The sequence below is a fragment of the Streptomyces sp. NPDC005485 genome (assembly GCF_040606085.1).
Taxonomy (GTDB): domain Bacteria; phylum Actinomycetota; class Actinomycetes; order Streptomycetales; family Streptomycetaceae; genus Streptomyces.
The window spans coordinates 56,158-80,561 of the sequence record NZ_JBEXDZ010000007.1; the positions used below are offsets into that span (position 1 = coordinate 56,158).

The following is a 24,404-nucleotide window of genomic DNA, read 5'->3' on the forward strand; positions in this document are numbered from 1 at the left end:
CCGGGTGCGAACGAATCGGGGATGCCGGGGCCCACCCCAGGCCAACACCAGCCCCGCGCAGCGGATCCCCACCGGGCTCAGCTCACGGCACCACCGCCCCCGCCCCCGGCTCGAACAACGGCGCCAGCAAATCCCCGTACGCCTCCAGCCGCCCGGCGATGTCCCCGGCATGGAAAGCCAGCTCACCCACCGCCGTACACCCCTCCACCTCCTCCCAGGAAACCGGCGCGGACACAGCCGGCGCCCCCCGGGCCCGCACCGTGTACGGCGTCGCCGTGGTCTTCCGCGCAGCGTTCTGGCTCCAGTCCACGAAGACCTTCCCCGGCCGCAGACTCCGCTTCATGAGGTGCACGACCAGCCGGGGCATCGCCCGCTCCGCAGCCACGGCAAGCTCCTTGGCGTACGACGTCACCCGCCGCGAAGGCGTAGCCACCACCGCGGCCAGTACATGCAGCCCCTTCGACCCGGACGTCTTCACGTACGCCTCGATCCCGTCCGCCGCCAACCGCTCCCGCAGCCACAACGCGACCTCGCAGCACTCGACGACGGTCGCCGGCGCACCCGGATCGAGGTCGAGGACGAGCCGGTCGGCCTCGTCGGGCGCATCGATCAGCCATTGGGGCGTATGGAACTCGGTCACCAGGTTCGCCGCCCACATGAGCGAGGCCAGATCCTGGACGAGGACCATCCGCGCGGGCCCCTCCGACCGGGGGACCTCGGCGGTGACGACCCAGTCGGGCGTCCCGGGCGGCACGTTCTTGGTGAAGAAGACCTGGCCGTCCGGACCGTCCGGGTAGCGCAGGAAGGACACCGGCCGGTTGCGGAGGTGCGGCAGCAGCGCGTCCGCGGTGGTGGCGTAGTAGTGCAGCAACTCGCCCTTGGTGTATCCGGTCGCGGGGTAGAGGACCTTCTCCAGGTTGGACAGGGCCACCCGCCGGCCCTCCACCTCCGCGATCGGCGTCATACGACGAGAATCCCACGAAAATCCGGCTCAAATCACCTGAAACAGATGGAAACCCGATCTCCTGTGATCCTCGCCCCAGGACTCAACCCGCGTTCTCCGGGACGTTGTGGAACGCCCGGATCTGCCAGGCGCCGTCCTTCTCGGAGAGCACCCAGGAGTCCAGTGCCCGGTTCTCGCCGCGCGGCTCGGTCTCGCCCGCCAGGACGAGTCCCGCCCTGTTGACGACGAGCGCCGTCCCGGTGCCGGAGAACCGGACACTCAGTACGTCGTGGATCACGTGGGCTCCCTTGAGCGGCCCGGCGAAGGCGGCAGCCATCGCCGTGCGGACCGCTTCCCGGCCCTCCAGGTAGGTGCCCGGAAGCAGCGCGGTCGCGTCCGGGGCGTAGGAGGCGACGGCCGCGTCGGCGTCGTTGTCGGCCCAGGCGGCGAAGACCCCGTCGATGACGGCGAGTACGGCCGCCTCGGCGCCGCGCTCCTCCAGGGTCGCCCCCGAACCCGTACCCGCAGTTGTGCCGGTGCTGGTGCTGATGTCGTTCATGGTCATGGTCCCGCTCTCCTCATGTCGTCTTGCCGTCCGTCGTGTCCCGCCCGTGGGGGCGAGAGCGTTTGGTCATGCAGACCAGCGGCAACACGGAAAGGAATCGCGCCCGAGAAGTCGTAGAAGCCCGAGATGTGACGTTTGGCCGGTCCGTTTAGCATGGCTTTGCCTACCGACAGGAAGGGTGCTGCACGTGCGATCCATTTGGAACGGCGCCATCTCCTTCGGCCTGGTCAGCATCCCGATCAAGCTGGTGAACGCCACCGAGAGCCACTCGATCTCCTTCCGTCAGGTCCACCTGGAGGACGGCGGCCGCATCCGCTACCGCAAGTTCTGCGAGCTGGAGGACCGCGAGGTGACGACGGGGGAGATCGGCAAGGGGTACGAGGAGGCCGACGGCACGATCATCCCGATCACGGACGACGACCTGGCCCAGCTGCCGATCCCGACCGCCAAGACGATCGAGATCGTGGCCTTCGTACCGGCCGACCGGATCGACCCCCTCCAGATGGACACGGCGTACTACCTGTCCGCGAGCGGAGTCCCCGCCGCCAAGCCGTACACCCTCCTGCGTGAGGCCCTGAAGCGCAGCAGGAAGGTCGCCATCGCGAAGTACGCCCTGCGCGGGCGCGAGCGGCTCGGGATGCTGCGCGTCGTCGACGACGTCATCGCCATGCACGGCCTGCTGTGGCCGGACGAGATCCGTACCACCGAGGAGGTCGCCCCGGACTCGGGTGTCACCGTCCGCGACAAGGAACTCGACCTCGCCGACGCCCTTATGGACACCCTCGGCGAGGTCGACCTCGCCGACCTCCACGACGACTACCGCGAGGCCGTCGAGGAACTCATCGCCGCCAAGGCGGGCGGCCAGGAAAAGCCGCCCGCTCCGACCGGGGAGAAGCCTGCCGGCAAGGTCCTCGACCTGATGGCGGCCCTGGAGAAAAGCGTTCGAGCGGCCAAGGAATCCCGCGGCGAGACCCCTGACGACACGACCGGGAAGGCCACCGGCACAGCGGACGTCACCCCGCTCCAGGACCGCAGAACAGCACCCCGAAAGGCCGCTCGTACGGCCCCCAAGGAGGTCGGCGGCAAGAAGTCGACGTCGACGGCGAAGAAGACGACGACGAAGAAGACGGCGACGGCCACAACGAACAAGTCGGCAACGAAGAAGGCCACCGAGAAGTCGACGACGGCGAACAAGACGGCAGCGGACAAGACGACAGCAAAGAAGACGGCAGCGGACAAGACGACAGCAAAGAAGACGGCAGCCAAGAAGACGGCAGCGAAGAAGACAGCAGCGCAGAAGACGGCGACGACGGCTCAGAAATCAGCGGCGAAGAAGAGCAGCGCAAAGACGACGACGCCCCGAAAGCGTGCTTCCGCCTGATCGCGTACTCGTGCCTGGTCTGTACTTCTGCCAACTGCCCCCTGGCCGAACTTCTGCCAACTGCCCCCTGGCCGACCGACTATCCGACCCGCCGGAGGGCCAGCACCGCATTGTGCCCGCCGAACCCGAAGGAGTTGCTGAGGGCGAGGTCGCCGGAGGTGGGCAGCGGCCGCGCGGTCCTGGTCACCACGTCCAGGTCGACGGCGTCGTCCTGGTGCTCGCAGCCGAGGGTGGGCGGAATGAGGCCGTGGTGGAGGGTGAGGACGGTGGCGACGGCCTCGACCCCGCCGGCAGCCCCCTGCAGATGGCCGAGGTGCCCCTTGAGCGCGGTGACGGGGACGCCCCGGCCGAGGACGGCGTGCACGGCGCTCGCCTCGGCGAGGTCGCCGTCGACGGTGGCGGTGGCATGGGCGTTGACGTGCACGACGTCGACGACGTGAGCGCCCGCGTCCTTCACGGCCCGCCGCAGGGCCAGGGCGACGCCACGGCCGGAGGGGTCGGGCGCGGCCATGTGGTGGGCGTCGGCGGAGAGCCCCCAGCCGGCGGCCTCGCAGTAGATGCGGGCGCCGCGTGCCCGGGCGTGTTCCTCGGCCTCCAGCACCAGGAGCCCGGCGCCCTCCCCGTTCACGAAGCCGTCGCGGTCCTCGGCGAAGGGCCGGGAGGGGCTGGCGGAGTCGCGGGAGTCGAGCCCGTGTGTGGACAGGGCGCGCATGGCGGCGAAGGAGGCCATGATCGCCGGGGTGACCACGGCCTCCGCGCCACCCGCGAGGGCGACGTCGACATGCCCGTACCGGATACGGTCGATGGCCTGCCCGATCGCCTCGGTGCCGGAGGCGCACGCGCTGGTGACGGTGCGCGCCTCGCCGGTGATCCGCAGCGCGAGCGACACCTGGGACGCGGCCTGCGAGGGCACGGTCATGGGGGTGGTGAGCGGTGACACGGCGCGCGGCCCCTTGTCCCGCAGCTTCCGGTCGCCGCCGACGAGCACGGAGGCGTCGCCGAGAATCGCACCGACGCTGACGCCGACCCGCTCGGGATCGAGCCCGCTCTCGGCCGTACCCGCCACGTCGAACCCGGCGTCCTGCCAGGCCTCCCGGGCCGCGAGCACGGCGAACTGGGCGGCCCGGTTCATCCGCCGCGCCTGCGGCCGGGGCAGCAGCCCGACCGGGTCCACGGGAACACTCCCCGCGACCCGCACGGGCAACTCGGCGAACTCCTCGCCCTCCAACTCCCGTATCCCGCACCGGCCCTCCACGAGCCCCTGCCACAGCTCCCCGACACCGACGCCGAGCGGCGTGATGGCCCCGAGACCGGTGACGACGACCCGCCGCGGCCCCGCGACGCGCGCCGTGGAGCCCGGCCGAGGGTGATGCCGTACGACGTAGCCCTCCCCGGCCGCCTCGGCGCCCAGCCTCCGCAGCTCGGCGTCGTCGACGCGCTCCTCGACGTGCTCCTGGACCGGTCCCTCCAGATCCCGGTGCCAGTGCCCCCACCTGCGGGTGTACGACTCCTCCACGGCCCGCGGATCCACCGCGCGCAGCAGGGTGACGCGATCCCCTTCGCGGAATTCCACCGCATCGAGATCGGCCGGGACGAGATGAGGAATTCCCCCGACATCCACCCGCCGACAGGCCACCGTCACCCGGTGTCCCCGCTGGAACAACTCGTCGCGATCAATACCGCCGAGCGGCGGTCGCAACGTGACCCGAATCGTCTCGGGCGTCTCGGGCAGCGTATGCATGACCACGTACCACTTGTCCGCCGCCACGTCCTCCTCGGACAGTGCGAGAAGATCACCGGGAATGACCTCGGCGACGGAGACGACATGGGGCTGCACGGGGATGTCGGACGAATTGCGCATGTCAGCGAGAGCTTTCTGCAGAAGATCGGCAACGCCGGGCCGCACAAAAAGTGCGCCCCAGCCTCAAACCCCCCGGCGACAACGCGTCACCCAACTCGCCCAACTGTCGACTAAAAAAAGCCACTTGCCTAGACACCCCGACCACTGATGTGCGCAACATCACCCGGGGAGCATCTCGCGCAATTCCTTTGGCTGCCCCTCCTGGAACACCAACACCAATCCCCACAAAGGGAGTTCACGCAAGAATTCTTTTTCTCGCGCGTCGAGTTCAGTCGGTTTCAGTCGGTGATGTACCAGTCGTTCTTGAGGTACTCCAGGGTGTAGCTGCCGAGGTCGCTCTCGGAGAAGGTGGCGGAGGACCTGACCGCTGCGACCGGCATGTCGACCTTGTCGGGCGTACGCACGACGACGCGCCGCGGGTCGACCGTCGCGGTCTTCAGAGCGTTCTTCTGCGCGGGCGAGATCATCCGGAACACGGCGGTGTACGTCGACGTGCACGGGCCGAGCCCCTGGTCCTGCGCCTTCTTCGCGGCGGGCCCGGCCACGTCGCAGACCGTGTTGATGTCCTCACGGCCCAGGGCGTGGAGGTACAGCTCGTACCGCTTGATCGCGCCCTCCTTCGTCCTGGGCGCGGGCTGGTCACCGGTCGGCTCGGCCGACGGCTTCTCGGTCCGAGCGGACGCGGACGGCGTGGCCGTAGGCTCCGCGGCCCGCGTGGACGCCGACGACTGCGAAGGCTTCGCGCCCGCGTCGTCCTCCTTCGCCTTGTCCGGCCCGCATGCGCACGCCACCAGCGCCACACATGCCGATACCGCCACGCTCCCGATCGTCCGCGCTCTCATTCGGTCCCCTCAGCACCAGCAGACAACACGTCAAGAGGAGGTCACGCAGGATCCGGAGGAACGGTTCCCGGGCCGGGCCGGGCGGGACGCCCACCGGTTCACAGGCAAGCCGCCGTAGAGCCACACCCCCGGCGGGAGTCCCCAGGGCTCAGCCGGTCACTTCCGCTCCAGCGCGGCCAGCCGCAGCTCAAGCTGGTCGACCCGGTGCCGTAGCAGGGTGACCTGGGCTTCCAGGCTGACTTCTCGTTCCGCCCTGCGCTGGATGCGCGGTGAGGCGGCGGCGCGCTCGATCACGGCCTCCAGCTGGACCAGGCGTTGCGGCCCGTTGGGCCCGTCCACCAGCCGGGACCGGATCTCGCCGTTGCGGTACCAGGACCGCAGGGCCGAACGGGAAACGCCGGTCTCGGCTTCCGCCTTGGCCAGCGTCACCCACGGTGTCTCGTCCAGCCGCTCGAACAGCTCCAGCTCGTTCTGCCAGCGCGCGAGCCGGTCCTCCCAGTCCGACGGTGTCTCCATCACACCCTCCCTTCCACACGGTGACCCTATTAATAACAGTGTATTGACAGGGTTGGGACCATGGAGCCATGCCATTTGAGAGGTTCACAGCGGAAGCCCGCAAGGTGGTCGTCACGGCTCAGGAGGAGGCGAGGCTGCTCAAGCAGGACTACATCGGCACGGAGCACATCCTGTTGGGGCTGCTCGACGCGCCGGACACCGTGGCGGCGAAAGTGCTGCACCGGCTCGGGTACGGCAAGGTGACGGCGCAGGCCGACATCGCCGCGGTGGTCAAGCCCGGCAAGCGGGAGCTGACCGGCCACATCCCGTTCGCGCCGAGCGCGAAGAAGACGCTGGACCTCGCCCTGCGCGAGGCGCTGCAGCTGCACCACACCTACATCGGTACGGAGCACATCCTGCTTGCCCTGGTCACGGAAGGTGAGGGCGTCGCCGCGAAGGTACTTGCCGAACGGATCAGCCCGATCAGCAGGATCCGTGCCGCGGTGCTGGCGTCATTGGAGGGATCTGAGGGTTCGGCGGGATCTGAGGGATCCCACGGATCGCAGGGATCGCAGGGATCGCAGGGACCGCAGGGACGGCAGGACATCGCGGCCGGCTCTTGGCCGGCCGGCACATCGGCCACCGAGGACGCCGTGTCCGCCGCCGGCGCGCTGGCAGGCGGCGCCCCGGTCGGCAGCCACCACCTGCTGGAGGCGATGCTGCGGGCGGAGAACAGCATGGCGGCCAGGGTGCTGCGCGAACTCGGAGTCGACCCGGACGCGGTCGCCGCCAAGATCGACGAACTGGATCCGGAGACGACCACGGACGCGAACCCGGAGGAGACCGCCGCGCGCAGGATGGAAATCCGGCTAGTCGACGACGAGGTGCACCTGATCCTGCGCGACCCGACCACGGTCACGCTCGCCAAGAAGGTCACCGAGCTGTCCAACGGCCCGATCCAGGGCGCAGGTCCGGTCGCAGGCCTGTTCATCCCGCTCTGGCGGTCGACCAACCAACTGCTGCTGCAGATCCAGCGCGTACTGGACCCGGAACCCGAAGAAGAGGACGGTTCCGCGGCGAGCAAGGCGGCCAGGACCGTGCGCACGATCCTCGCGCCCCGGCTGAGCCGGTGAACCGCCCGGTCGCGGACGGGATCGCCTTAGGCGCAGGGCGTCGGCGCCCCGCCAGTAGTGACCCGCGCGCATCACGAGTCGACGTCCCGCCGGCAGGCAATACGGTGAATCGGAGGCAGCCATGACCATGACCGTCACCATCGTCGGAGCCGGCTTGGGCGGCCTGGCCCTTGCCCGAGTGCTGCACGTGAACGGCATCGACGCCGTCGTCTACGAACGCGAACCGTCACGCGATGCACGAGGCCAGGGCGGCATGCTCGACATCCACTCCGGCCAGCGGGCGTTGCGCGAGGCGGGCCTGATCGACCAGTTCCACGCGATTGCACGTGGCGAAGGCCAGGACATGCGTCTCCTGGAGCCGGACGGCACCCTGCTGCTCCAGGAGGACACCCCCGACGACGCCCCGCTCGATCGACCCGAGGTCGACCGTGCCGATCTGCGCAACCTGCTGCTGGACTCCCTCCCCGAACGCACGGTGCGCTGGGGGCACGCGTTCGAGCACGCCGATGACGGTCTGCTGCACTTCGCCGACGGCACCACTGCGACGTACGACCTGCTGGTCGGCGCGGACGGTGCCCAGTCCCGGGTCCGCCCGCTGCTCACCGACGCCCGCCCGGCGCACCTCGGCCAGAACGTCGTCGAGGTCGGCATTCCCGACATCGACCGCACGCACCCCGACCTCGCGGCGATGGTCGGGCGCGGCAACTACTGGGTGCTCGGCAACGGACTGTCCCTGGCGGCGCAGCGCAACGGCGACGGCCGCGTTCGCATCGGCCTCAGCTTCTACAACACCGCCGAGGACTGGTTCGCCACCAGCAAGATCCCGTTCGACGACCCGGCCGCCGCCCGGGCCCGGCTGATCGACCTGCTCCACGGCTGGGACCCACGGTTCACCGCGTTGATCGCGGCCTGCGACGACACGGTCGTGCCGCGGTCGCTCACCACACTCCCGGTCGGCCTGACCTGGCCGTCGAAGCCGGACGTCACACTGCTCGGCGACGCCGCGCACCTGATGCCGCCCGTGGGCGAGGGCGCCAACATGGCCCTGCTCGACGGCGCCCTGCTCGCCCTCGCACTGGCCGCACACCCGGACGACGTCCCCACCGCCGTCCAGAACTACGAACGCGAAATGTTCGAACGCACCAGCACCGCCGCCCGCATGTCCGCAGACATGCAACAACTGCTCACGTCACCGGACGCCGCCCAGAAACTCCTCGCATTCTTCCAACCGAACTGAAGCGAACCGAACGGTTGGCTCACGGGGACGTCATGCGACATGAGTCCCCATGGCGGGCACGCGGGCGGTGTGCCCTCAGATCTTGATGACGGTGACGCGCTTGCGGCAGAGCGCAGTGAGGTCCTCCGGGTCGGAGGTGAGGATTGTGACGGGGCGGGGTGCGGCCAACGCTGTGGCGCTGAGCATGGCGTCGATGGCGTACTTGTGGCCGTGCAGGCCGGCGTCGGCGAGGAGGGTGGCGGCGTGGCGGGCGATGGGCTCGGTGACCGGTTCGATGACGAGGCGGGACAGGGTCCATTCCAGGGCTGGGCGATTGATCCGTGGGTGGATCACTTCCACGAGGGTGGCTGCGGAAGTGATCACCCGTAGGTCGTCGGCGCGGGCGAGGGCGAGCCAGCCGGTGACCGTGCGGTCGCGCAGGACGGCCTTGGCCAGCCCTTCGCTGTCGAGAACCAGCGTGCCGCCGGGGGTGACGGGGGAGGGGGTCACGGGCCGTTCGCCCCGCTTTGGATCTGCTGCTCTCGGGTTTGGTGGAGTTGGTCGCGCAGAGGGCTACCGCGAGCGACGTTCTACCGCTGGCGGCTACAAGAAGGGCCCGAAGTCCATCAAGCTCCCGAACGGCGCAGTGCGCATCCGCCGGTCCGAACTGAGTCGGTGGCTCCAGACGCTGGAGGAAAGCGCGTGACGAAATACGCCGACAACGGGGCCGAGCAGAACAACCGCTCGGCCCCGGACGGGTTTTCGCTCGATGTGCGCCTGTGGAAGGTATCCAAGGCGCAGAGCAAGACCCGTCCCAACCAACTCCGTTGGAAAGTCGGAGGGAAGGTCAGCAGCGCCACTTTCGCCACGGTGGCTCTCGCGGAGAGCCGTAGGTCTGAACTGTGGCAGGCAATGCGCCGTGGCGAGGCATTCCGCATTTCGGACGGGCTACCTGAATCCGAGGTACGGGCCGAGGCCACTGCGGAGCAAGCCCGTGAGGAACTTCCCTGGTTCGCGTTCTGCCGCGAGTACATGGCGATGCGTTGGCCGACCGCCGCGGCCAAGACCCGTGAGGGCATTGCCGACGGGCTCGCCGCGGTGACACTGGCTCTGGTGGAGCAGGAGCAGAAGATGCCGTCACCGGAAGAGCTGCGTCTTGCCTTCCGGTGGGCGGTCATTCCCAGGAACGCTGAACTTGACCCGCCGGAGGAACTTGAAGACGCCTACGGGTGGATATCCACGAAGTCGCTTCTCGTCTCCTCGCTGGAAGACCCGAAGATTCTTCGCGATGTTCAGTATCGGATCTCATTCAAGCTGGACGGCACCCCCGCGGCGGGGGAGACCTCCCGTCGTCGCCGGCGCGCGCTCAACACGGCGGTTGAATACGCCATCGAGCGCAAGCTTCTGACGGAGAACCCACTTACCGCCATCAAGAAGGTGAAGAGTTCCTCATCGGACCGCGTCGACCCCCGTGTTCTCGTGAACAAGACGCAGGCTGCTCAACTCCTCGCCGGGGTCTCCTACGTCGGGACATGGGACCGCAAGAAGGGCCGGCGCCTGGTGGGCTTCTACGCGGTCATGTACTTCGCCGGGCTCCGTCCGAGTGAGGCTGTGGGCCTCAAGAAGGCTGATTGCTTCCTCCCGGAGGAGGGGTGGGGTGTTCTGACGCTCCACGAGACGCACCCCGTGTCGGGCAAACAGTGGACAGACAGCGGAGAGCGACACGACAAGCGCGGCCTGAAGTCGAGGGAGGCCAAGGAAGACCGGCCAGTCCCGATCCCCCCGCCGCTCGTGGCCATGCTCCGCGCCCACCTGAAGGAGTTCGGCACGGCCAAGGACGGGCGGCTCTTCACGAACGAGCGGGGCGGTCTCGTGGGCAGCAGTACCTATTGGCGCGTGTGGCGGGACGCTCGGGAGTACGCGCTCTCGCCGGACCTTCAGGCGTCCATCCTCGGAGGGCGGCCGTACGACCTGCGGCACACCTGCATCACGACGTGGCTGAACGCCGGCGTGCCCGTGGCCGAGATCGCGCGTCGGGTCGGCAACTCACCCGAGGTGATCCACCGCGTCTACGAAGGGTGCATCTATGGCCAGGAAGAGGTCATGAACAAGAAGATCGAAAAGGAACTCAACTGGCCAGAGGGAGCCGTGGACTAGGAGCTGTCCGGCCGATCATCCACGAAGCTTGTCCATAGTCCAGGCGTAGCCCCTATCCCTCGCATAAGGGGTGCGTCATGCTGAGGACTGATCAAGCACTACGGGGGTGCGTCGTGACCAATCGTGAGGTCCGCTGGCAGCATGAGGGCGGAGGCTTCTTCGATCTGGAAGGCTTGAAGGTCCCGGCCAGCGCGGGAGTGCGGCTTCTGCCGATAGTCGGCGGGGAGAGCGGCGCGGTGGTGGCCGTCACCGCAGTGCGGGGTCGGACAGCGATTCAGCTCCAGGCGTTCCATGTATCCGTGGGCCGTTCCTGGGATTCCGTCCGGCTTGAACTGGTGGCTCGCATTCGGCGGGACGGTGGGACGGCAGAGGAGATTATTGGTCCGTCAGGGTCTGGGATCCAAGCGCGCGTCCCTGTCTTCACCCCCGGGGGTGAGCAGAAGGTGATGGACGTGCGATTCCTTGGCCGGGAAGGCCTGGGTTGGCTGTTGCGTGGCACTGTCTCGGGGGCGGGGGCCGCTCCCGAGAGCGCTGAGTTGTGGCCCTGCGAAATGTTTGACGAGACGGCCGTCAAGAGCACGGCTCTTGTCGAACCGGCCAGTTCGGCAATGGAACTACAGTGGCCTCCGTGCGAAGCGCGGTGACTCTATTCCACGGGCCGAACCGTTCGGGCAGGTCACGCCATTGCACCCCGGTCCGCACCCTGTGCAGGATCCCGTTGATCACCTGCCGGTGATCCCGCCACCGACCGCAACGCCCGTTGCTGACCGGCAGGAACGGCCGCAACCGTTCCCCACTCGGCATCCTTCAGATCACCCCGCCCCATGCCCACGGCAACGACCCAGGAATTGATTAGTCACATGATCGGCCGGACAGGTCCGAGCTGGTCACCCCGATCGAGCGGTCTCGCACTCCCTTGAGGAGACAGGACACCGCCGTATCGGGCTTCAATTGCTGGTTGCTGGTGGCTGCACCCAACCACCCGAGTGGCCGATGTAGTCGAGAGCGGGGTCTAGGGCGATGAACTCGTCTGCTGCCTCTTTCAAGGCGCGGGCAACCGCGTGCTCCCAAAACACCACTCGGACCCGGAGGCCGCGCCGTTGGAGTGAAGCGACGGTCGGTACGTAGTCGCGGTCTCCGGTGAGCAGAACAGCCATGTCCTTGCGCTCCGCGCGCATGTACTCGTAGGAGTCCTCCATGAGGGTTGTCGACAGACTCACATCGACTTCCTTCTCCTTATTGGAGGCGTTCCTGTCGTAGACCTTGACCTCGAAACCATCTTGGCGAGCACGTTCCCAGAGAGAGTCGTTCGCCGGAGGCCGAGAGCCAAAGAGGATTGATCTGCCTACTTGATGGTTCTTGGGACAGGCCAGCTCGTAGAGCCGACCGAAGTCGTAGGCCCACGTCATGTCGCAGATCTTCTGGTTCATGGCGTCGGTGAGGTTGGCAGCCATGCCCTTCTTGACGGCGCTCAGTCGCTGCCCCTCGATCCAGACGTTGGAGTTGTCCACATAGACGAAGATGACCACGGCGACCAGCCTCCTTATAGGGGCGTCAGGCTAGCGGGGCTGGCAGGTCTTGCCGAGGCGGTCTGGGTGTGTCGCGTGCCAGGGTTCTATCGCAGGTCTATCGCGATCAGCGCGCAACAACGACAAAGAGCGGGACCCAGTGAGACTGGTTCCCGCTCTTCATGCGTGGCATCTACGCTGGTCAACCGCATCATCATGCTGGTTGAGGCGAAGTGCCCCCGGCAGGATTCGAACCTGCGCACACGGCTCCGGAGCCCAGGTGAGACCGTGACTCTTTCAGGCACCTGACCTGCGGGGGAGAGGCATCCGTGGGACCCGCCGAGCAAGGTCATTACGCCCCTATTACGTAGGTGACCTGTTGGGCGTCGGGGCGGCGCCGTATGGTCGAAGGCATGATCTCGGGCAGCGGCGGGGGCCAGGACGACGGCATGGAGTTCACGGCGGAAAGCCTCGGGGCCGTGCTGCGCGAGGCGTGCGAGACGGCCCAACTGGACCCAGATGGTGCCGAGTTGCTGCGGCTCGGCTCCAATGCCGTGTACCGCTTATCGACGTCGCCGATCATCGTCCGCGTTGCCCGTGACCCCGATGTCCTGGAAGAGATGGAACGGGCGGTCCGGGTTGCGCGGTGGCTGGAGGCCGAAGACCTTCCCGCTACTCGGGTGCCGGCGGGCGTCACGCAACCTCTGGTCGTCGGCGGCCTGGTCGTCACCCTCTGGGAGAGCGTCCAGGAGCGCGAGGAGTACGCCACGGTCGGCGAGCTGGCCGACCTGCTGCGCCGACTTCACTGGCTTGAAGAGCCCGAGTCGCTGAGGCTGCCGTACTTCGACCCGTTCGCGAAGCTCTCGCGCTCTCTGAGGCAGATGAGCGGCGTCACGGAGGAAGATCGCACGTTCCTGGAGGACCGTGCCGCAAAGCTCAACAAGGACTACGACCGGTTGGACTTCATCCTCCCCTTCGGGATGATCCACGGGGACGCGAGCATAGGCAACGTGCTCCGCCACCGGGACGGTCACGCGGTACTCATCGACCTCGACGGCTTCGCGCTGGCGCCACGCGAGTGGGACCTGATCCAGACTGCGATGTTCTACGACCGCTACGGCTGGCACACGAAGGCTGAGTACGCCGAGTTCGTTCACCGATACGGCTTTGACCTGATGAACTGGCCCGGCTACGAGACCTTGGCGGATCTCCGCGAACTGATGATGGTCGCCTGGCTCGGCCACCAGGTCGCCGCAAGTGAACGTTCCGCGGCGGAGTTTGCCCGACGCGTGCGGTCGCTGCGAACCGGCGAGGGACGGGACGCGTGGGGCCCCTTCTGAGAGTGGTCAGAGGCTGAGCTGCATCTCCGTAGCGACCCACAATCTGTGTTCTTGAGCCTGCTCCATGAAGTCTCGGGAGATCGCGGTGTCACCGGCGGCAGCGAGGTCCTTCCGGAACTCGGCGAGATAGCTGACACAACGGGCGGACTTGAGCTGTTCTCCGAAATCGAGGGCATCGAGCGCGACGCGGCACGCCTCCTCGGTTTCCCCGGCTCGTAGGTGCGCGTCGGCGAGAACCATGGTCGCGAAGAAGTCGCTTCGTACGTGGCTTCCGCTCATGGCGTTCTCGGCATGGGCCACGGCCTGGCGGGCGCTGTTCACGTCGCGGAAGCAGTGCGCGGCTTCGGCGGCAAGCTCGGCCTCGTCGAAGTAGCTGATCCACTCCGGCTCATCGTCGCTGTTCCGACCGTCCAGAGACCTGGTCGCAGCGTTCAGCGCGGCCTCGCATCCGGTGACGTCGCCTGTACGCGCGAGCGCGCGGGCTTCCATGGCGTGGAACTGGGCGCGCAGGGTCGGCGTGGCTACCGGGGAAATGCCCATGAGCGCGGCACGGGCGAGTGTCGCTCCATGCGTGAACTGACCGAGGAACGTGGCCTGATGACTCATCGCGGAGAGGATGCTCCCCGCGAGCCGACGGTCGTTGGCGTCCTGGGCCAGTCGGAGCGCCTGGAGAAAATACCGCTGTGCCAGGCCGTGATGACACGAGTCGTAGGACATCCAGCCGGCGAGCAGCGTCGCCTCAGCTGCCGTGGAGAAGAGGGCCCGCCCTACTTGCTCTGTGAACTTGCCCCGCAACATCGGCAGAACGTCGTTACTGAGGTACTGGATTACGGCGTGCCGCGCGTGATCCCCACCGAACTGGTCGTCGAGTCGGGCGAACATGTCCGCGGTGGTCTTGATGGCGGCCACGTCCCCCAGCCCAACATGCATACCTTCCGTGCGGGGTCGGGGAATAGCAGGCTCGGGCGCTACCAACCAGCGCAGGGATGCCTCACTCCATGCAGGCTCGGACGGCTCGGCGTCAAACAACGGCTCGTACCGGTTGAGGTCGGCCCGCCACAGCTTTCCGACGGCCTGGATCGCCGCATCCGGACTGGCCGGGTATCCGGCGTCCAAGAGCGCGGAGTCCTGCTGCGAATGGTGGTTCAGCCCGAGTTCCGCAGCGCTGACACCGTAGACGTCGCAGAGGAGCGGGCCGTAGAAGTCGTCCGGGGCGCTGTGCCCGTTCTCCCAACTGGCAATACGGCGCTTGACACTCGCGTCTGACGGAAGCTGATGACCTCGCCGGGCGGCGGCCTGGCGTAACTCGCGCACCAATCGCGGCTGACTCCACCCTCGGCCCGTGCGGGCCTCACGTAAGCGGACGCTGGTCGAATCCATCGGAGAGGTGTCCGTTCCTTCCCTGCGCGTGTGCTGGTGCGACGACTCACTCTCTCCATCGAATGTACGCGTCCGTCACCGCCCGTGGCAGGCAAGTAACCGAGATCGACCCTGAGTTCAGGGTGACGGGGGATGACGCATCGCGCACTGATACGTCATCTCCCGTCACCTCTCGTCATCTGCCGTGGTCAGGCCGCCTACCCCGAGTCTGGATGCACGGCGGCACCGAAGCCGCAACACAGTCCGACTGAGGTGGGATGACGTGCAGAGGATGACCAGGCGGGGCGTGGAGTGGCTGTCCGTGGCGGCCGATGATCCGGCGATGTGCCGGAATGCCTGGGAGGACGACCCGCGCAGGCCCTACATGCTCTCGGCCGGCCGCATCTTCGACGTCGTGGCAGTCGAGCAGCGCCTCGGCCTGGAGGTCTTCGACCAACTGCTCCGGCGAAGCCTGCCGTTCGGCCCCACCATTCTGGATTGCAAAGCCAGCCGTGTCGGCTTCTTCTTGGGGTCCGGCAGTCAGGGACCCTTCACGCATTTCCTCGGCCAGGAGACGGCGGAACCGCCTGACTATCGCTACCTCGGCAGCAACTCCGTGGTGGTCGTTCCCGGCCCGATGCCGATGGACGGTGATCGGTATCAGTGGCTGCGGGCTCCATCACGCCGCCCGGAGGCGAACCCACTGCGCGCGGTGGCTCTCGCGACCATGCTCGTGGCCTCGGCCGAACTGCTTGCGCGGGCAGACCGATACAGCGAGCGGTACCGCACTCCGTACGCGGCCGTCGCGGCGCTTCCCGAGGAGGCGGCCACTGATGCGGGATGACGCGGCCGAACGTCATGACGCCGCCGAGTGGTCTGCCCTGGACAGCGAGGGGTGGTACGCCGCCCGGAACGCGACGAGCGCTCTACGCGACGCCCTCATCCGCGCGGGCATGGAGAAGGACTTCCCCTACCTCCGAGCGGACTTGAACGCCTTCGGGCACGGCCTTATCGAACTCGGGCGCGTGTCTCCTGCGACAGCAGAGCGCTTGGCCGAGCTGCTCCGACTCGCGCTGTCCTTCGCCGAGAAGAGCCCGGCGAACACGGACACGACCACGAGAAACGAAGGGGAGAGCTGAACCATGACCGACAGGCGAGGAGTGATAGCCAAGCGAGCCGAGGACCTGCTGCCCGGTGTCCCCTACGTCCGCGGCTGGATACAGGCTCGACAGAGTGCAGGGATCTTGGCCGAGCAACTCACGGCTCTGGGCCTGGACTCCGACTTCCCTGCCCTGGCCGCTGACGTGAACGTGTTCGGCGACGGCCTGGTGCACCTCGGCACCATCCGCCCGGAAGCAGCACTGTTACTTGCCGAACTGATCACGTCGGGGCTCGCGGCACACACGCAGCCCGACGCTCCTGCGCAGGCGTCACCGGAGACTCCTCACCAGCAAGCCTCTGCGGCCTGAACCAGCGAAACCACGAGCCCCGACTCGTCGCGGTCCGAGCAAGCCTCCCGCGACCGGCCGGCCCCGAGCCCCGTACGGCATCCCGTCTCCCCGGCGAGTACCGTGCGGGGCTTCGACCTCTCCAGCACCTCTCCGCCAGTGGTCTGCCGCTCGTCCGGGACCGGCGCCCCAGCGCCGCAGCCCGGACGAACGGCAGACCACTGAGGCAGATTCCAAAGCGGCACAGAGGACATACGGCGGCGGTCCACACTGAGCATCAGCTTGGGAAGCGCGAGGCTCCTGGCCCCGGTTGCCTTGCTGACCTGCGGCCAAGGGCGCTGGCGCCCCTGGTCGGCCGCCAATTGATTCCCCGATATTCCCCGCGCAACCTGGCATGACCTCTTCGTCCCGAACTCTCGGCCGGATGGTCAGTCGGGTCCTGTGGGCTGGTTAATCGGCCGTCGGTGCTTGCTGAGAGTCAGCGTCAGTCATCGAGGTTGCTGTACTTCCGTGCTCTACAGCTCGGCGCGCGTGAGCGAGGTTGTTGCGGATGGCCAGCGTGTCGGGGTGCATGTCGCCTAGAAACTGTTGCCTCTGGGCGAGGGCCGTCTCCAACAGTGGAATGGCCCGTGCTGGAGCCCCGGATTCCAGGTAAGCATCCGCTAGGTTGCTGCGGCTGGTCACGGTAGTGGGGTGGGTGTCGCCGAGGATCTGTTCGGCCTGGGCGAGGACGTTTTCAAGCAGCTCGATGGCCCGCTCTACGTCTCCTGCTATGAGGTAGGCACTTGCGAGGTTGTTGCGAGCGGCCAGGCAGTGGGGGTGGATGTCGCCGAGGATCTGTTCGGCCTGGACGAGAACGGCGTTAAGCAGCTCGATGGCCCGCTCTGGGTCTCCTGCTTTGAAATAAGCGCTTGCGAGGTTGTTGCGACCGGTCATGGTGTCAGGGTGGGAAGTTCCCAGCACCCGTTCGCGCTGTTCAAGCACCACTTCGAAAAGCGGAATGGCCCGTTGCAGGTCTCCCGCTGACCAGTAGGCGCTTGCGAGGTTGTTGCGGCAGGTCAGAGTGTCAGGGTGGGTGTCGCCGAGGATTTCCTCGCGCTGGGCGAGGGTTGCCTCGTACAGCGGTATGGCCTGCTTCAGGTCCCCCGCCGCTCGGTAGGCGCTTGCGAGGTTGTTGCGGCTGGTCAGGGTGCTTGGGTGGGTGTCGCCGAGGATTTCCTCGCGCTGGGCGAGGGTTGCCTCGTACAGCGGTATGGCCCGATTCAAGTCCCCCGCCGACCAGTACGTGTAGGCCAGGTTGTTGCGGCTGGTCAGGGTGCTTGGGTGGGTGTCGCCGAGGATTTCCTCGTGCTGGGCGAGAGTCGCCTCGTACAGCGGTATGGCCCGTTGCAGGTCTCCCGCTGACTCGTAGGCGCTTGCGAGGTTGTTGCGGCTGGTCAGGGTGCTGGGGTGTGTATCGCCGAGGACTTGCTCACGCTGGACGAGGGCGGCTGTACGCAGCCGGATGGTGTGGGCTTCACGTCCTTGGTAGTAGAGGTATTGCGCAGCGGCGTGGTAGGCATCGGCCGTCTCAGTTGATGCCGGACCGTGGGGCGGTGTGGACTCGGCGACGCTGATGACATGGGGCAGGAGCCGTTCCCACTCCAGGGTGTCTATCTCGTCGTAGGAGACGGCTCGCTGGATGATGTGTTCGGCGTCCTGGCGACCGGGTGGGTATCCGTCGGAGGCAGTCGGGCGGTGGCGCAGGACGGTCTGCACGAGCCGGTGGACATTGACGCTCTGTCGGTCGGCGCTGTGCGCGATCATGTTGTACGCGTGCAGAGCGCCCAGGGCCTCGCCGCGGGTTAGCGGGTCGGGACAGAGTGGCGCGAGCAGGGCGCGGGGGATGCCGTCGGGTGCCAGCCAGGCCATTGCGTTGAGGAGTGTGACGGCCTGTGGGTTGCGGCGTTCAACGGCGTTTAGGGTGTGGTCCCAGATACGGGTGATGGTGCGCTCGGGATCGATCCCTCCTGCCGGTCTGTCCATGACCTGCCGCAGCATGATGCGGTAGTCGGCCAGCGAGGTGCCGGTTTCGAAGAGGTAGGCGCCCGCTTGTTCTAACGCCAGTGGAAGGTAGCCGAGTTGCGCGGCCAGGGCCGCAGCCTCCTGACGCTGTTCCTGGGAGGGAGACTGCTCTGGCCCGAGAGCGAGGCCGCACAGCAGATGTGTGGCCGCATCGGCGTCGAGCAGCCCAAGGGGCATGGTGGGGGCGATGGCGTGCCATCCGGTCGCGGTGCGGCTGGTTGCCAGGTGATGCCCGTCCGGGAGCGTGCCGAGGTAGTGGCGCAGTTCAGCCGGGTCTTCGACGTTGTCGAACACGAGTAACCAGCCGGGATGCCATTGCAGCCACAGGATCGCCCACGCCGCCCGCTTCTGCACTCCCGTGGTAACAGCCCATTGCGGGCATAGCTGGGTGGCGAGGCTTGCGAGGCTGCTGACGATCTCCTCGGCGCTGGCGGCGTTAATCCACCACACCAGCGTGTACGTGCGCCGGTGCGTATGGGCGTAGTGCAAAGCGAGTGTGCTCTTGCCGATCCCTCCCAGCCCATGGATCGCCCGCGACCCGGACACTTGAGTGACCGCCGCCTCACCCTCGTCAGTTAGGAGCCGGCGCAACTCGGTAAGGTCGTGCTGTCGCCCGACGAAGACGCCGGATGCAGACCCGGGGAGATTGCCGGCCCCCGGCGGTGCGTCCACCTCCTTTGCCCAGCGAACCGCCTCGGCGGGCACCATCACCACCTGGGTGCCGTCTCCGGTGATCGCCACACCGACACTGCCATCCACCGCTATGGACCGCAGACCCGCGGCCTGCGGCCCGCTACTCCCGGGCACAAGGTTGTCCGTCATGGCCTGATCGTCGTGTTGTCGCCGGTGATGGCCGTTCCGATGGTCTTTGCGGCGATGGACCGCGCACCCGACGCCGTCACATTCACCGTCTCACCGGCCGAGGGCAGCAGCCGGGCAAGTTCGGCCAGCAATTCGGCATCCTCCCGCAACGCACGCTTGATCTGTTGACGCAGAGCGGCCGCTGCATCCGCATCGTCGGGCGCGTCTGCCGTGTCCTGGACCAAAGCTTCCAGCTCCGCCTGCCCCTGCTCGTCGCGGCGGCACCACACAGCTTGCAGAATCCGCCACCCCAGGTTCGCCGTGGCATCCACGGCCGCACTCTCCGCCCGGGTGAACACAGCCACCCCGTACGCGCCCACCGCGGCTGTCAGATACGGTCCCGCCTGCTCCACCAACTGCACGATGTCCACGCTCACTCGATCCCTCACGCATAAGGCTCCGAAGGAGACCAGCGTAGAAACGCCGTACGTCTTGTGAGGCCAAAACGTCCGAACTGCCCACAGAGGGTCTTCCGGGTTCAATCCCCGATGAGTACGGACAGCCACAGCATCAGGACCACCGCATTAGGAGTTCGAGCAGCGACGGATCGGGCTGCGGTGATGTCCAAGTACGGCGGTCCATGGCGGCGTAGAGCTGCTGGAGGCCCCTGTCGTTGATGTCAGACGTGGATGCTCAGCTGTCCATCAGGTCCGGACTCACTTCCCACCCCTCCCTAGAATTTCACCCAACCGGGCAAGGCATAGAACCAAAACAACGGTAATCAGAACGAATCCTGAGAACATCTGAATTGAAGTCATAAGCCTACACTTATCTGTGACTGCGGAGATGTCCCCAAATCCTGTTGTGGTGAATACGGTGAGCGTAAAATATAGGCTAGAGACTTTATCTAGGTGCTGATTCATGCAAGAATTAGCAGGACCATCTCCCACTGCCAGGTAAAGCTTGGCAAAACCTACGAGATAGAGGAAGATGATGTGAACGAGAAAGAAATATATCCTGGCTACATGTACGGCGATCTTGCGAGTCGGGAGCTCTCCGCCCAACCATCTCTTTGATACCCGAATTACGGATATGAACGAATAGGTCAGAAATGCTGTCCCAGTGAATAAATTGGAAGCATCGGTTTGCCCTAGCGGGAGAAAATAAATAGCCAGGCAAAGGCAAACTGCGAAAGTCGGACCTGTGATATATTCCGACTTCCAGCCAATGGGAATATATTCGCTTTTTTTGGATCTATTCCTGTCGTTTGGCGTCGGCCTATTGGCGCGACGGCTTCTCCCCATGACGCCCCCTTCCTGGTTTATGGACCTATCGATACCCTAGCCTCTTGTACTTGAAGCGTTGCGCACGGTAAAAGTGGCGCCTGGAGAGACCAGGCGGCGGCGTCTTAATGACCGACTCAGGCGCTGAGCCGAGGTCCGCTGGGGTGTGGGTGTTCGCTAGTCGGTGATCCGGTAGTGGACGGCTTGTTGGCCCGTCGCTTGCCCGAGTTGGCTGGCCATTTCGGCGACGTGCTCGTCGGCCACTTCGGAGGAGACTGCGTCCTCGACATGGACGTACCAGGTACCGAGCAGTTCCCACGACGCGCTGACGGTTGCCGTACTCGTGCGAAAAGTGAGCATCTCCGAGTCCCGCAGGATCTCGCATTCGAAAGATCTTGGCAGCAGGACGGCTGAGAGGTTGGTGCCAAGGGCTGGCCAGTCGCTGCCGTCTGCGGTGCTGATCGTGTACTCGGGCATGGAGGAATCGTGTCAGCTCGGTCGCAGTGCTAGCGGTCTGACGTTAAGCCAAGCCGCTGCGTTGGCTGTTCCGAGGCGGTGGAGGCCTGCGAGCGCGGCGACCTGGCTGAGGCCGGGGAGTCCGCTGGCCTTCTGCTGGCAATCAGAGCTCGACGTTCGCCTCCTGCTTCCCAAAGTCGTGAAGGGCGCCAGCGGTCCGACTCGGCAGGGTTCCTTAAACCTGATGCGTTCATCATCGGAGCGGGATCGCCGCCGCCTCGTCCACACGATTTCCAACCGTGGTGGTGTCACGGGGGCTTCGTGCAGGGCCGTTCACCTGGGTTCACGGGCGGCTGACGGCCGGATGGGTTCAGCCGTCTGGTCCTGCCTGAACGTTGGCGAACGGCGCTGAATGAGACGGAAACTGAGACGGGGCTGCCCCGGATTTCATGTCTCTTGGATCACTGCCCGGGCGGCCTGCGTGAAGTCTCGGAGATGAGAGTGGACGACGCTCAGTGTCTCGTTGAACAGTCATCATGCACTCGTTGACTGATCTGTGGAGCTTGCGGGCGGCGACTTCTGCCGACGCCGGCCCATCAATCTGGACCGAGGCGAGTCTGCGACGCGCGGAGATCACGTGCGGGATGACCTCTTCTCCTAGCCAGTTGTAGAGGTCCGGGACATCTGGTGTTGCGGCGGTTAGGCCTCGGCCTACCGATTCCAGTCCATCTAAAGCACCTTGAGTGGCATCAAGGAAGTTGCCGTACGCGGCATGCTGCTTCTCTCGCAACCACCTGTCTCGCTCGGCCTGGACCGGCACATGTTGCTGCCAACGAAGTGACCACCAGGTCAACACCCCTGCGCAGCTAGTGGCGGTGGCTCCTACTAGAGCTCCAAGCATGGCTGCCCAACCCGGATCCATGACTCAGATGCTTCCCAACTCGGAGGGCCGGGACACAGCGCACCTCAGCTTGGGAAGCTGCGGTCATTTGGCGCCGCTTCGGCCCCTGACCTGGGCGAACGGCCGTGTGGAAGTCCAGTTGGGCTGGGCTCCCTTCCCGTGATTGCCCGCTATTCCCCGCTCAATCTGGTGCGGTTTGATGCGAGTCCAGCAGCACGGGAGATGATCACGCTCCGCGATGCTCATTGTCGATTCGCCATCTGCTGGCACGAGCGGCGGCTGACGCCAACCTGTGGGCGGCCTCGATTAGGTCGCCCCGCCCGACCTCTTCCATTTCGTGGAAGACACCCATTTCCAACTGCTCTGCCGCGTCGTCGACCGCGGCACGGGCTGCAAGCAGCGCTTCCTCCGGGGGAAGCAGGTCCTCGGCTTCCCGAAGAGCCTCGAAGCCTTGCTGAGCAGCCAAGACGAAGCCCTGGATGTCAAACGTGATCGCTGCTCCCCTTCGCCCCAGATCCGACGCCTGGTCCTCGTAGCGAGCGAGAGTGAACTGCAAGCGGGCCTGCAGGGCCTTGACCTCCTCATACCTGCCTGTCTTGGCATGGAGATCTCGAAAGTCCTTGCACATCCCGATGTCGGCTGTGAGGTCGTGGGGTACGTCGTTGGTCACAACTGCACGGTACGGCGTGATGTACCGGAGTCACACAGGTATCGGTTTCGTCCCTGCTGTGCAGACAACGGCTCCGGAGGGCCCTGCGGTCCTACGAAGCATTGCTGGTCAGGGTGCGCGTCCTTGACTGGCTGACCAGCTTGTCGACGGATGGTCCATGGTGCCCGCCGGGCAGCTCTACCCTGAGGGAACTTGCAAGCTGAGCGCGCCCGGCAGTGCCCCGCCGCAGTGCTGAATGCACCCCGTGATCATTCAGCGGATAGTAGACGCTAAACCCCGAGCTTTGCGGGAGCTCTATTGCGTTGTTCTGTCGAGAATTCGTCCCGCCAATCTGGCGGGACAATGAGTGGTTGGTCTTCTGTCTCGGGAGAAACCTGCACTGGGATGGCTGAAATTTGAGAAAGCCCGGGTGCCGAGATCTCGGAAAGAGCTTCTTCAAGTCGCTCATCCACGTCAATCAACTCTGAGAGAGTTGAACGTAGCTGCGAGATTCCCCTCTGCATGAAGTCATCCATTGCACGCGTGTAGCTCTTCGACTCAGGCATATCAGCCGATTCCTTCCGTGTGAAGAATTTTGGCCAGGTTGGCGCGTGCTCGATGTAGGTTCTGGCGCACGTTCGTCGGTGACATCCCCATGGCTTCGGCGGTTTCGGCCGGCGAGCAACCGTCGTACGCAAATGCCATGACAGCCTGCTGCAAGGGCGGGAGCCTTCGCAGAAATTGAACGACTTTCGATTGTTCCACCAGTTCGTCGCTAGAGTCGGGGTGGACGGTGTCTGGGATACTCTCACTCAACTCATGCAGTCGATCCTTTCCAAGAATTTTGGTCCACAATCGGAAAGATACGCGTCGAACCCATGCGATGGGCTGTTCCACGGAGTGCCAAACTCTGGCAAGTTCGATAAAGGCCATCTGTACGGCGTCCTCCGCGTCGACTCGGCGCGCTCCAGCAGTGATCAGGAATCCGACTAGGCGATGCAGGGAATCCTTGAAGACAGCTGCGAATTCCTCCTCAAATCTCCTGGTCGAGATCGAGTATTCCTTCATTGCTGTTTCGAGGAGACGACGCCACGAAGTGACTGTGGGGCGACGGTCCAAGAGAGCCCTACGTTCGCCCTCGGTATAGCCACCCCAGACGCCGAACTCGACGCGGTTGTCTAGCGCGTCAGCCAGGCACTCTGTTCGAACTTGGCATCCCCGGCACACGGCTTTCGCGCGAAGCTGTGCCGGGCCCTGCAAGAACAGCCCGTCAGGGTCAGCAGTTCGGCACGCAGCCAGTGACGACCAGTCCTCTACCCACATGCCGTATCCCCCTTTGACCGCTGATCAAAGTGGCCCACCTCGATCACAGTTGTGCCGCTAGCTTCACGCACCCGGCTTCCAGGCGGTAGGGCACGCACGATGTCTCGACGCACAGCCCCCCGGTGCCGTTCCACCTGGACGTGCGCACGCTCGCGCACCCACGTGCGAGCAAGCACCAGAACGTGTGCAACAACGACGACGATGGCTGCGATCCCGGTCTCCGACAACATCCCGCTCCCCTTTCAGTAGCGCTGTTGTGGGGTAGTGGGCAGCGGAGCCCCTGAGCGTGACGTCTGGGGAGCACATTTTTTTGGGGAGGAGGCAGGTAACGTTTAGATGCCTGCCTGAATGCCCGATATGGCCTGATGCTCCCTTCCGTGCAGCGCGCGGTGGTAGCGCAGGTGGCGCCTTCGCTGATCGGGTTGATTGGAAGCTGCCGGAACTCGCCCCCTGTGACTGCCGTCTGGAGTGCGCCTGGCTGCAATCCCACCGGCCTCCACCAGTCGGTGCCGTCGACCAGGGCAAGCCACGACGGCCAGCACATGATGTGGTGTCTGAGCCTTGAGCTTGGGAAGCTTGGGTTTTACAGGACCGATTACTGCACTGACCTGCGGTGGAAGGGCATTCCAGCCTCGGCGGATCTGTGGCCGGGTCCCCGCTGTTCCCCGTGAGCCTCCGC

At 65.9% G+C, this 24,404-nt stretch carries 23 protein-coding genes and 3 pseudogenes; 10 read left to right on the forward strand and 16 right to left on the reverse strand.

Features of this window, described 5'->3' with window-relative positions:
• Positions 1-82: 82 nt before the first annotated feature.
• On the reverse strand, positions 83-964 hold the full coding sequence (gene ligD, locus ABZS97_RS04560) for a non-homologous end-joining DNA ligase (protein ID WP_356133475.1): 882 nt from the start codon (positions 962-964) through the stop codon (positions 83-85).
• Positions 965-1,046: 82 nt separating this feature from the next.
• On the reverse strand, positions 1,047-1,508 hold the full coding sequence (locus ABZS97_RS04565) for an SgcJ/EcaC family oxidoreductase (RefSeq protein ID WP_356133477.1): 462 nt from the start codon (positions 1,506-1,508) through the stop codon (positions 1,047-1,049).
• Between the two features lie 178 nt (positions 1,509-1,686).
• Here ABZS97_RS04565 and ABZS97_RS04570 point away from each other — a divergent pair, with 178 nt between their 5' ends.
• Complete coding sequence (locus ABZS97_RS04570) at positions 1,687-2,889, forward strand: Ku protein (RefSeq protein ID WP_356133479.1); 1,203 nt, start codon at positions 1,687-1,689, stop codon at positions 2,887-2,889.
• Positions 2,890-2,968: 79 nt separating this feature from the next.
• Here ABZS97_RS04570 and ABZS97_RS04575 read toward each other — a convergent pair whose 3' ends face one another.
• From ABZS97_RS04575 to ABZS97_RS04585, 3 genes are all read right to left on the reverse strand, one after another.
• Complete coding sequence (locus tag ABZS97_RS04575; protein WP_356133481.1) at positions 2,969-4,750, reverse strand: beta-ketoacyl-[acyl-carrier-protein] synthase family protein; 1,782 nt, start codon at positions 4,748-4,750, stop codon at positions 2,969-2,971.
• Between the two features lie 278 nt (positions 4,751-5,028).
• The gene (locus ABZS97_RS04580) at positions 5,029-5,568 is read right to left on the reverse strand and encodes a hypothetical protein (RefSeq protein WP_356133483.1); all 540 of its coding nucleotides are present in this window, start codon (positions 5,566-5,568) and stop codon (positions 5,029-5,031) included.
• 180 nt (positions 5,569-5,748) lie between these two features.
• Positions 5,749-6,108: an excisionase gene (locus ABZS97_RS04585; RefSeq protein WP_078645052.1), complete on the reverse strand. Its 360-nt coding sequence runs from the start codon at positions 6,106-6,108 to the stop codon at positions 5,749-5,751.
• Positions 6,109-6,176: 68 nt separating this feature from the next.
• On the opposite strand from ABZS97_RS04585, the gene ABZS97_RS04590 reads away from it, so the two are divergent.
• A complete protein-coding gene (locus tag ABZS97_RS04590) occupies positions 6,177-7,220 on the forward strand; it encodes a Clp protease N-terminal domain-containing protein (RefSeq protein ID WP_356133486.1) in 1,044 nt (347 codons plus the stop codon).
• Positions 7,221-7,347: 127 nt separating this feature from the next.
• Entirely contained in the window at positions 7,348-8,457 is a 1,110-nt protein-coding gene (locus tag ABZS97_RS04595; protein ID WP_356133579.1) for an FAD-dependent monooxygenase, read from the forward strand.
• Positions 8,458-8,532: 75 nt separating this feature from the next.
• On the opposite strand, the gene ABZS97_RS04600 is transcribed toward ABZS97_RS04595, so the two are convergent.
• Positions 8,533-8,946 carry a PIN domain-containing protein gene (locus ABZS97_RS04600; RefSeq protein WP_356133488.1) on the reverse strand — a complete coding sequence of 138 codons (414 nt, stop codon included), beginning with the start codon at positions 8,944-8,946 and terminating at the stop codon, positions 8,533-8,535.
• Between the two features lie 21 nt (positions 8,947-8,967).
• Here ABZS97_RS04600 and ABZS97_RS04605 point away from each other — a divergent pair.
• The 3 genes and pseudogenes from ABZS97_RS04605 (at position 8,968) to ABZS97_RS04615 (ending at position 11,237) form a co-directional block, all read left to right on the forward strand.
• A pseudogene (locus ABZS97_RS04605) lies at positions 8,968-9,142 on the forward strand (excisionase).
• Positions 9,139-10,593, forward strand: coding sequence for a tyrosine-type recombinase/integrase (locus ABZS97_RS04610; RefSeq protein ID WP_356133490.1), 1,455 nt, complete (start codon positions 9,139-9,141; stop codon positions 10,591-10,593). The pseudogene ABZS97_RS04605 and the gene ABZS97_RS04610 overlap by 4 nt, the downstream one beginning before the upstream one ends.
• A 77-nt stretch (positions 10,594-10,670) precedes the next feature.
• Entirely contained in the window at positions 10,671-11,237 is a 567-nt protein-coding gene (locus tag ABZS97_RS04615) for a DUF3710 domain-containing protein (RefSeq protein ID WP_356133492.1), read from the forward strand.
• Between the two features lie 7 nt (positions 11,238-11,244).
• Here ABZS97_RS04615 and ABZS97_RS04620 read toward each other — a convergent pair.
• Together ABZS97_RS04620 and ABZS97_RS04625 are read right to left on the reverse strand one after the other, a co-directional pair.
• Positions 11,245-11,419 (reverse strand): annotated as a pseudogene (locus ABZS97_RS04620) (transposase); the annotation flags it as partial.
• Positions 11,420-11,540: 121 nt separating this feature from the next.
• Positions 11,541-12,122: an NYN domain-containing protein gene (locus tag ABZS97_RS04625; RefSeq protein WP_356133494.1), complete on the reverse strand. Its 582-nt coding sequence runs from the start codon at positions 12,120-12,122 to the stop codon at positions 11,541-11,543.
• Between the two features lie 392 nt (positions 12,123-12,514).
• On the opposite strand from ABZS97_RS04625, the gene ABZS97_RS04630 reads away from it, so the two are divergent.
• Complete coding sequence (locus tag ABZS97_RS04630; RefSeq protein WP_356133496.1) at positions 12,515-13,441, forward strand: aminoglycoside phosphotransferase family protein; 927 nt, start codon at positions 12,515-12,517, stop codon at positions 13,439-13,441.
• Between the two features lie 6 nt (positions 13,442-13,447).
• On the opposite strand, the gene ABZS97_RS04635 is transcribed toward ABZS97_RS04630, so the two are convergent.
• Entirely contained in the window at positions 13,448-14,821 is a 1,374-nt protein-coding gene (locus ABZS97_RS04635) for a helix-turn-helix transcriptional regulator (protein ID WP_356133498.1), read from the reverse strand.
• Between the two features lie 286 nt (positions 14,822-15,107).
• On the opposite strand from ABZS97_RS04635, the gene ABZS97_RS04640 reads away from it, so the two are divergent.
• The 3 genes from ABZS97_RS04640 to ABZS97_RS04650 are packed head-to-tail and all read left to right on the forward strand — an operon-like array spanning position 15,108 to position 16,269.
• Positions 15,108-15,644, forward strand: a complete 537-nt coding sequence (locus ABZS97_RS04640) for a bifunctional DNA primase/polymerase (RefSeq protein WP_356133500.1) — start codon at positions 15,108-15,110, stop codon at positions 15,642-15,644.
• The gene (locus ABZS97_RS04645; RefSeq protein ID WP_356133502.1) at positions 15,634-15,939 is read left to right on the forward strand and encodes a hypothetical protein; all 306 of its coding nucleotides are present in this window, start codon (positions 15,634-15,636) and stop codon (positions 15,937-15,939) included. The genes ABZS97_RS04640 and ABZS97_RS04645 overlap by 11 nt, the downstream gene beginning before the upstream one ends.
• 3 nt (positions 15,940-15,942) lie before the next feature.
• Positions 15,943-16,269, forward strand: coding sequence for a hypothetical protein (locus tag ABZS97_RS04650; protein ID WP_356133504.1), 327 nt, complete (start codon positions 15,943-15,945; stop codon positions 16,267-16,269).
• A 429-nt stretch (positions 16,270-16,698) separates the two neighbouring features.
• Here the strand turns inward: ABZS97_RS04650 and ABZS97_RS04655 are convergent, their stop codons facing one another.
• The 7 genes and pseudogenes from ABZS97_RS04655 to ABZS97_RS04685 all read right to left on the reverse strand — a co-directional run.
• Positions 16,699-19,134, reverse strand: a complete 2,436-nt coding sequence (locus ABZS97_RS04655) for a tetratricopeptide repeat protein (protein ID WP_356133506.1) — start codon at positions 19,132-19,134, stop codon at positions 16,699-16,701.
• Positions 19,131-19,544, reverse strand: a complete 414-nt coding sequence (locus ABZS97_RS04660; protein WP_356133509.1) for a hypothetical protein — start codon at positions 19,542-19,544, stop codon at positions 19,131-19,133. The genes ABZS97_RS04655 and ABZS97_RS04660 overlap by 4 nt, the downstream gene beginning before the upstream one ends.
• A gap of 285 nt (positions 19,545-19,829) precedes the next feature.
• Positions 19,830-20,417, reverse strand: coding sequence for a potassium channel family protein (locus tag ABZS97_RS04665; RefSeq protein ID WP_356133511.1), 588 nt, complete (start codon positions 20,415-20,417; stop codon positions 19,830-19,832).
• A 156-nt stretch (positions 20,418-20,573) separates the two neighbouring features.
• Complete coding sequence (locus ABZS97_RS04670) at positions 20,574-20,873, reverse strand: hypothetical protein (RefSeq protein ID WP_356133513.1); 300 nt, start codon at positions 20,871-20,873, stop codon at positions 20,574-20,576.
• Positions 20,874-21,979: 1,106 nt separating this feature from the next.
• Positions 21,980-22,423 carry a hypothetical protein gene (locus ABZS97_RS04675; RefSeq protein WP_356133515.1) on the reverse strand — a complete coding sequence of 148 codons (444 nt, stop codon included), beginning with the start codon at positions 22,421-22,423 and terminating at the stop codon, positions 21,980-21,982.
• Between the two features lie 546 nt (positions 22,424-22,969).
• Positions 22,970-23,470: a sigma-70 family RNA polymerase sigma factor gene (locus tag ABZS97_RS04680; RefSeq protein ID WP_356133581.1), complete on the reverse strand. Its 501-nt coding sequence runs from the start codon at positions 23,468-23,470 to the stop codon at positions 22,970-22,972.
• Positions 23,471-23,725, reverse strand: a pseudogene (locus tag ABZS97_RS04685) (WhiB family transcriptional regulator); the annotation flags it as partial.
• Between the last annotated feature and the right edge of the window lie 679 nt (positions 23,726-24,404).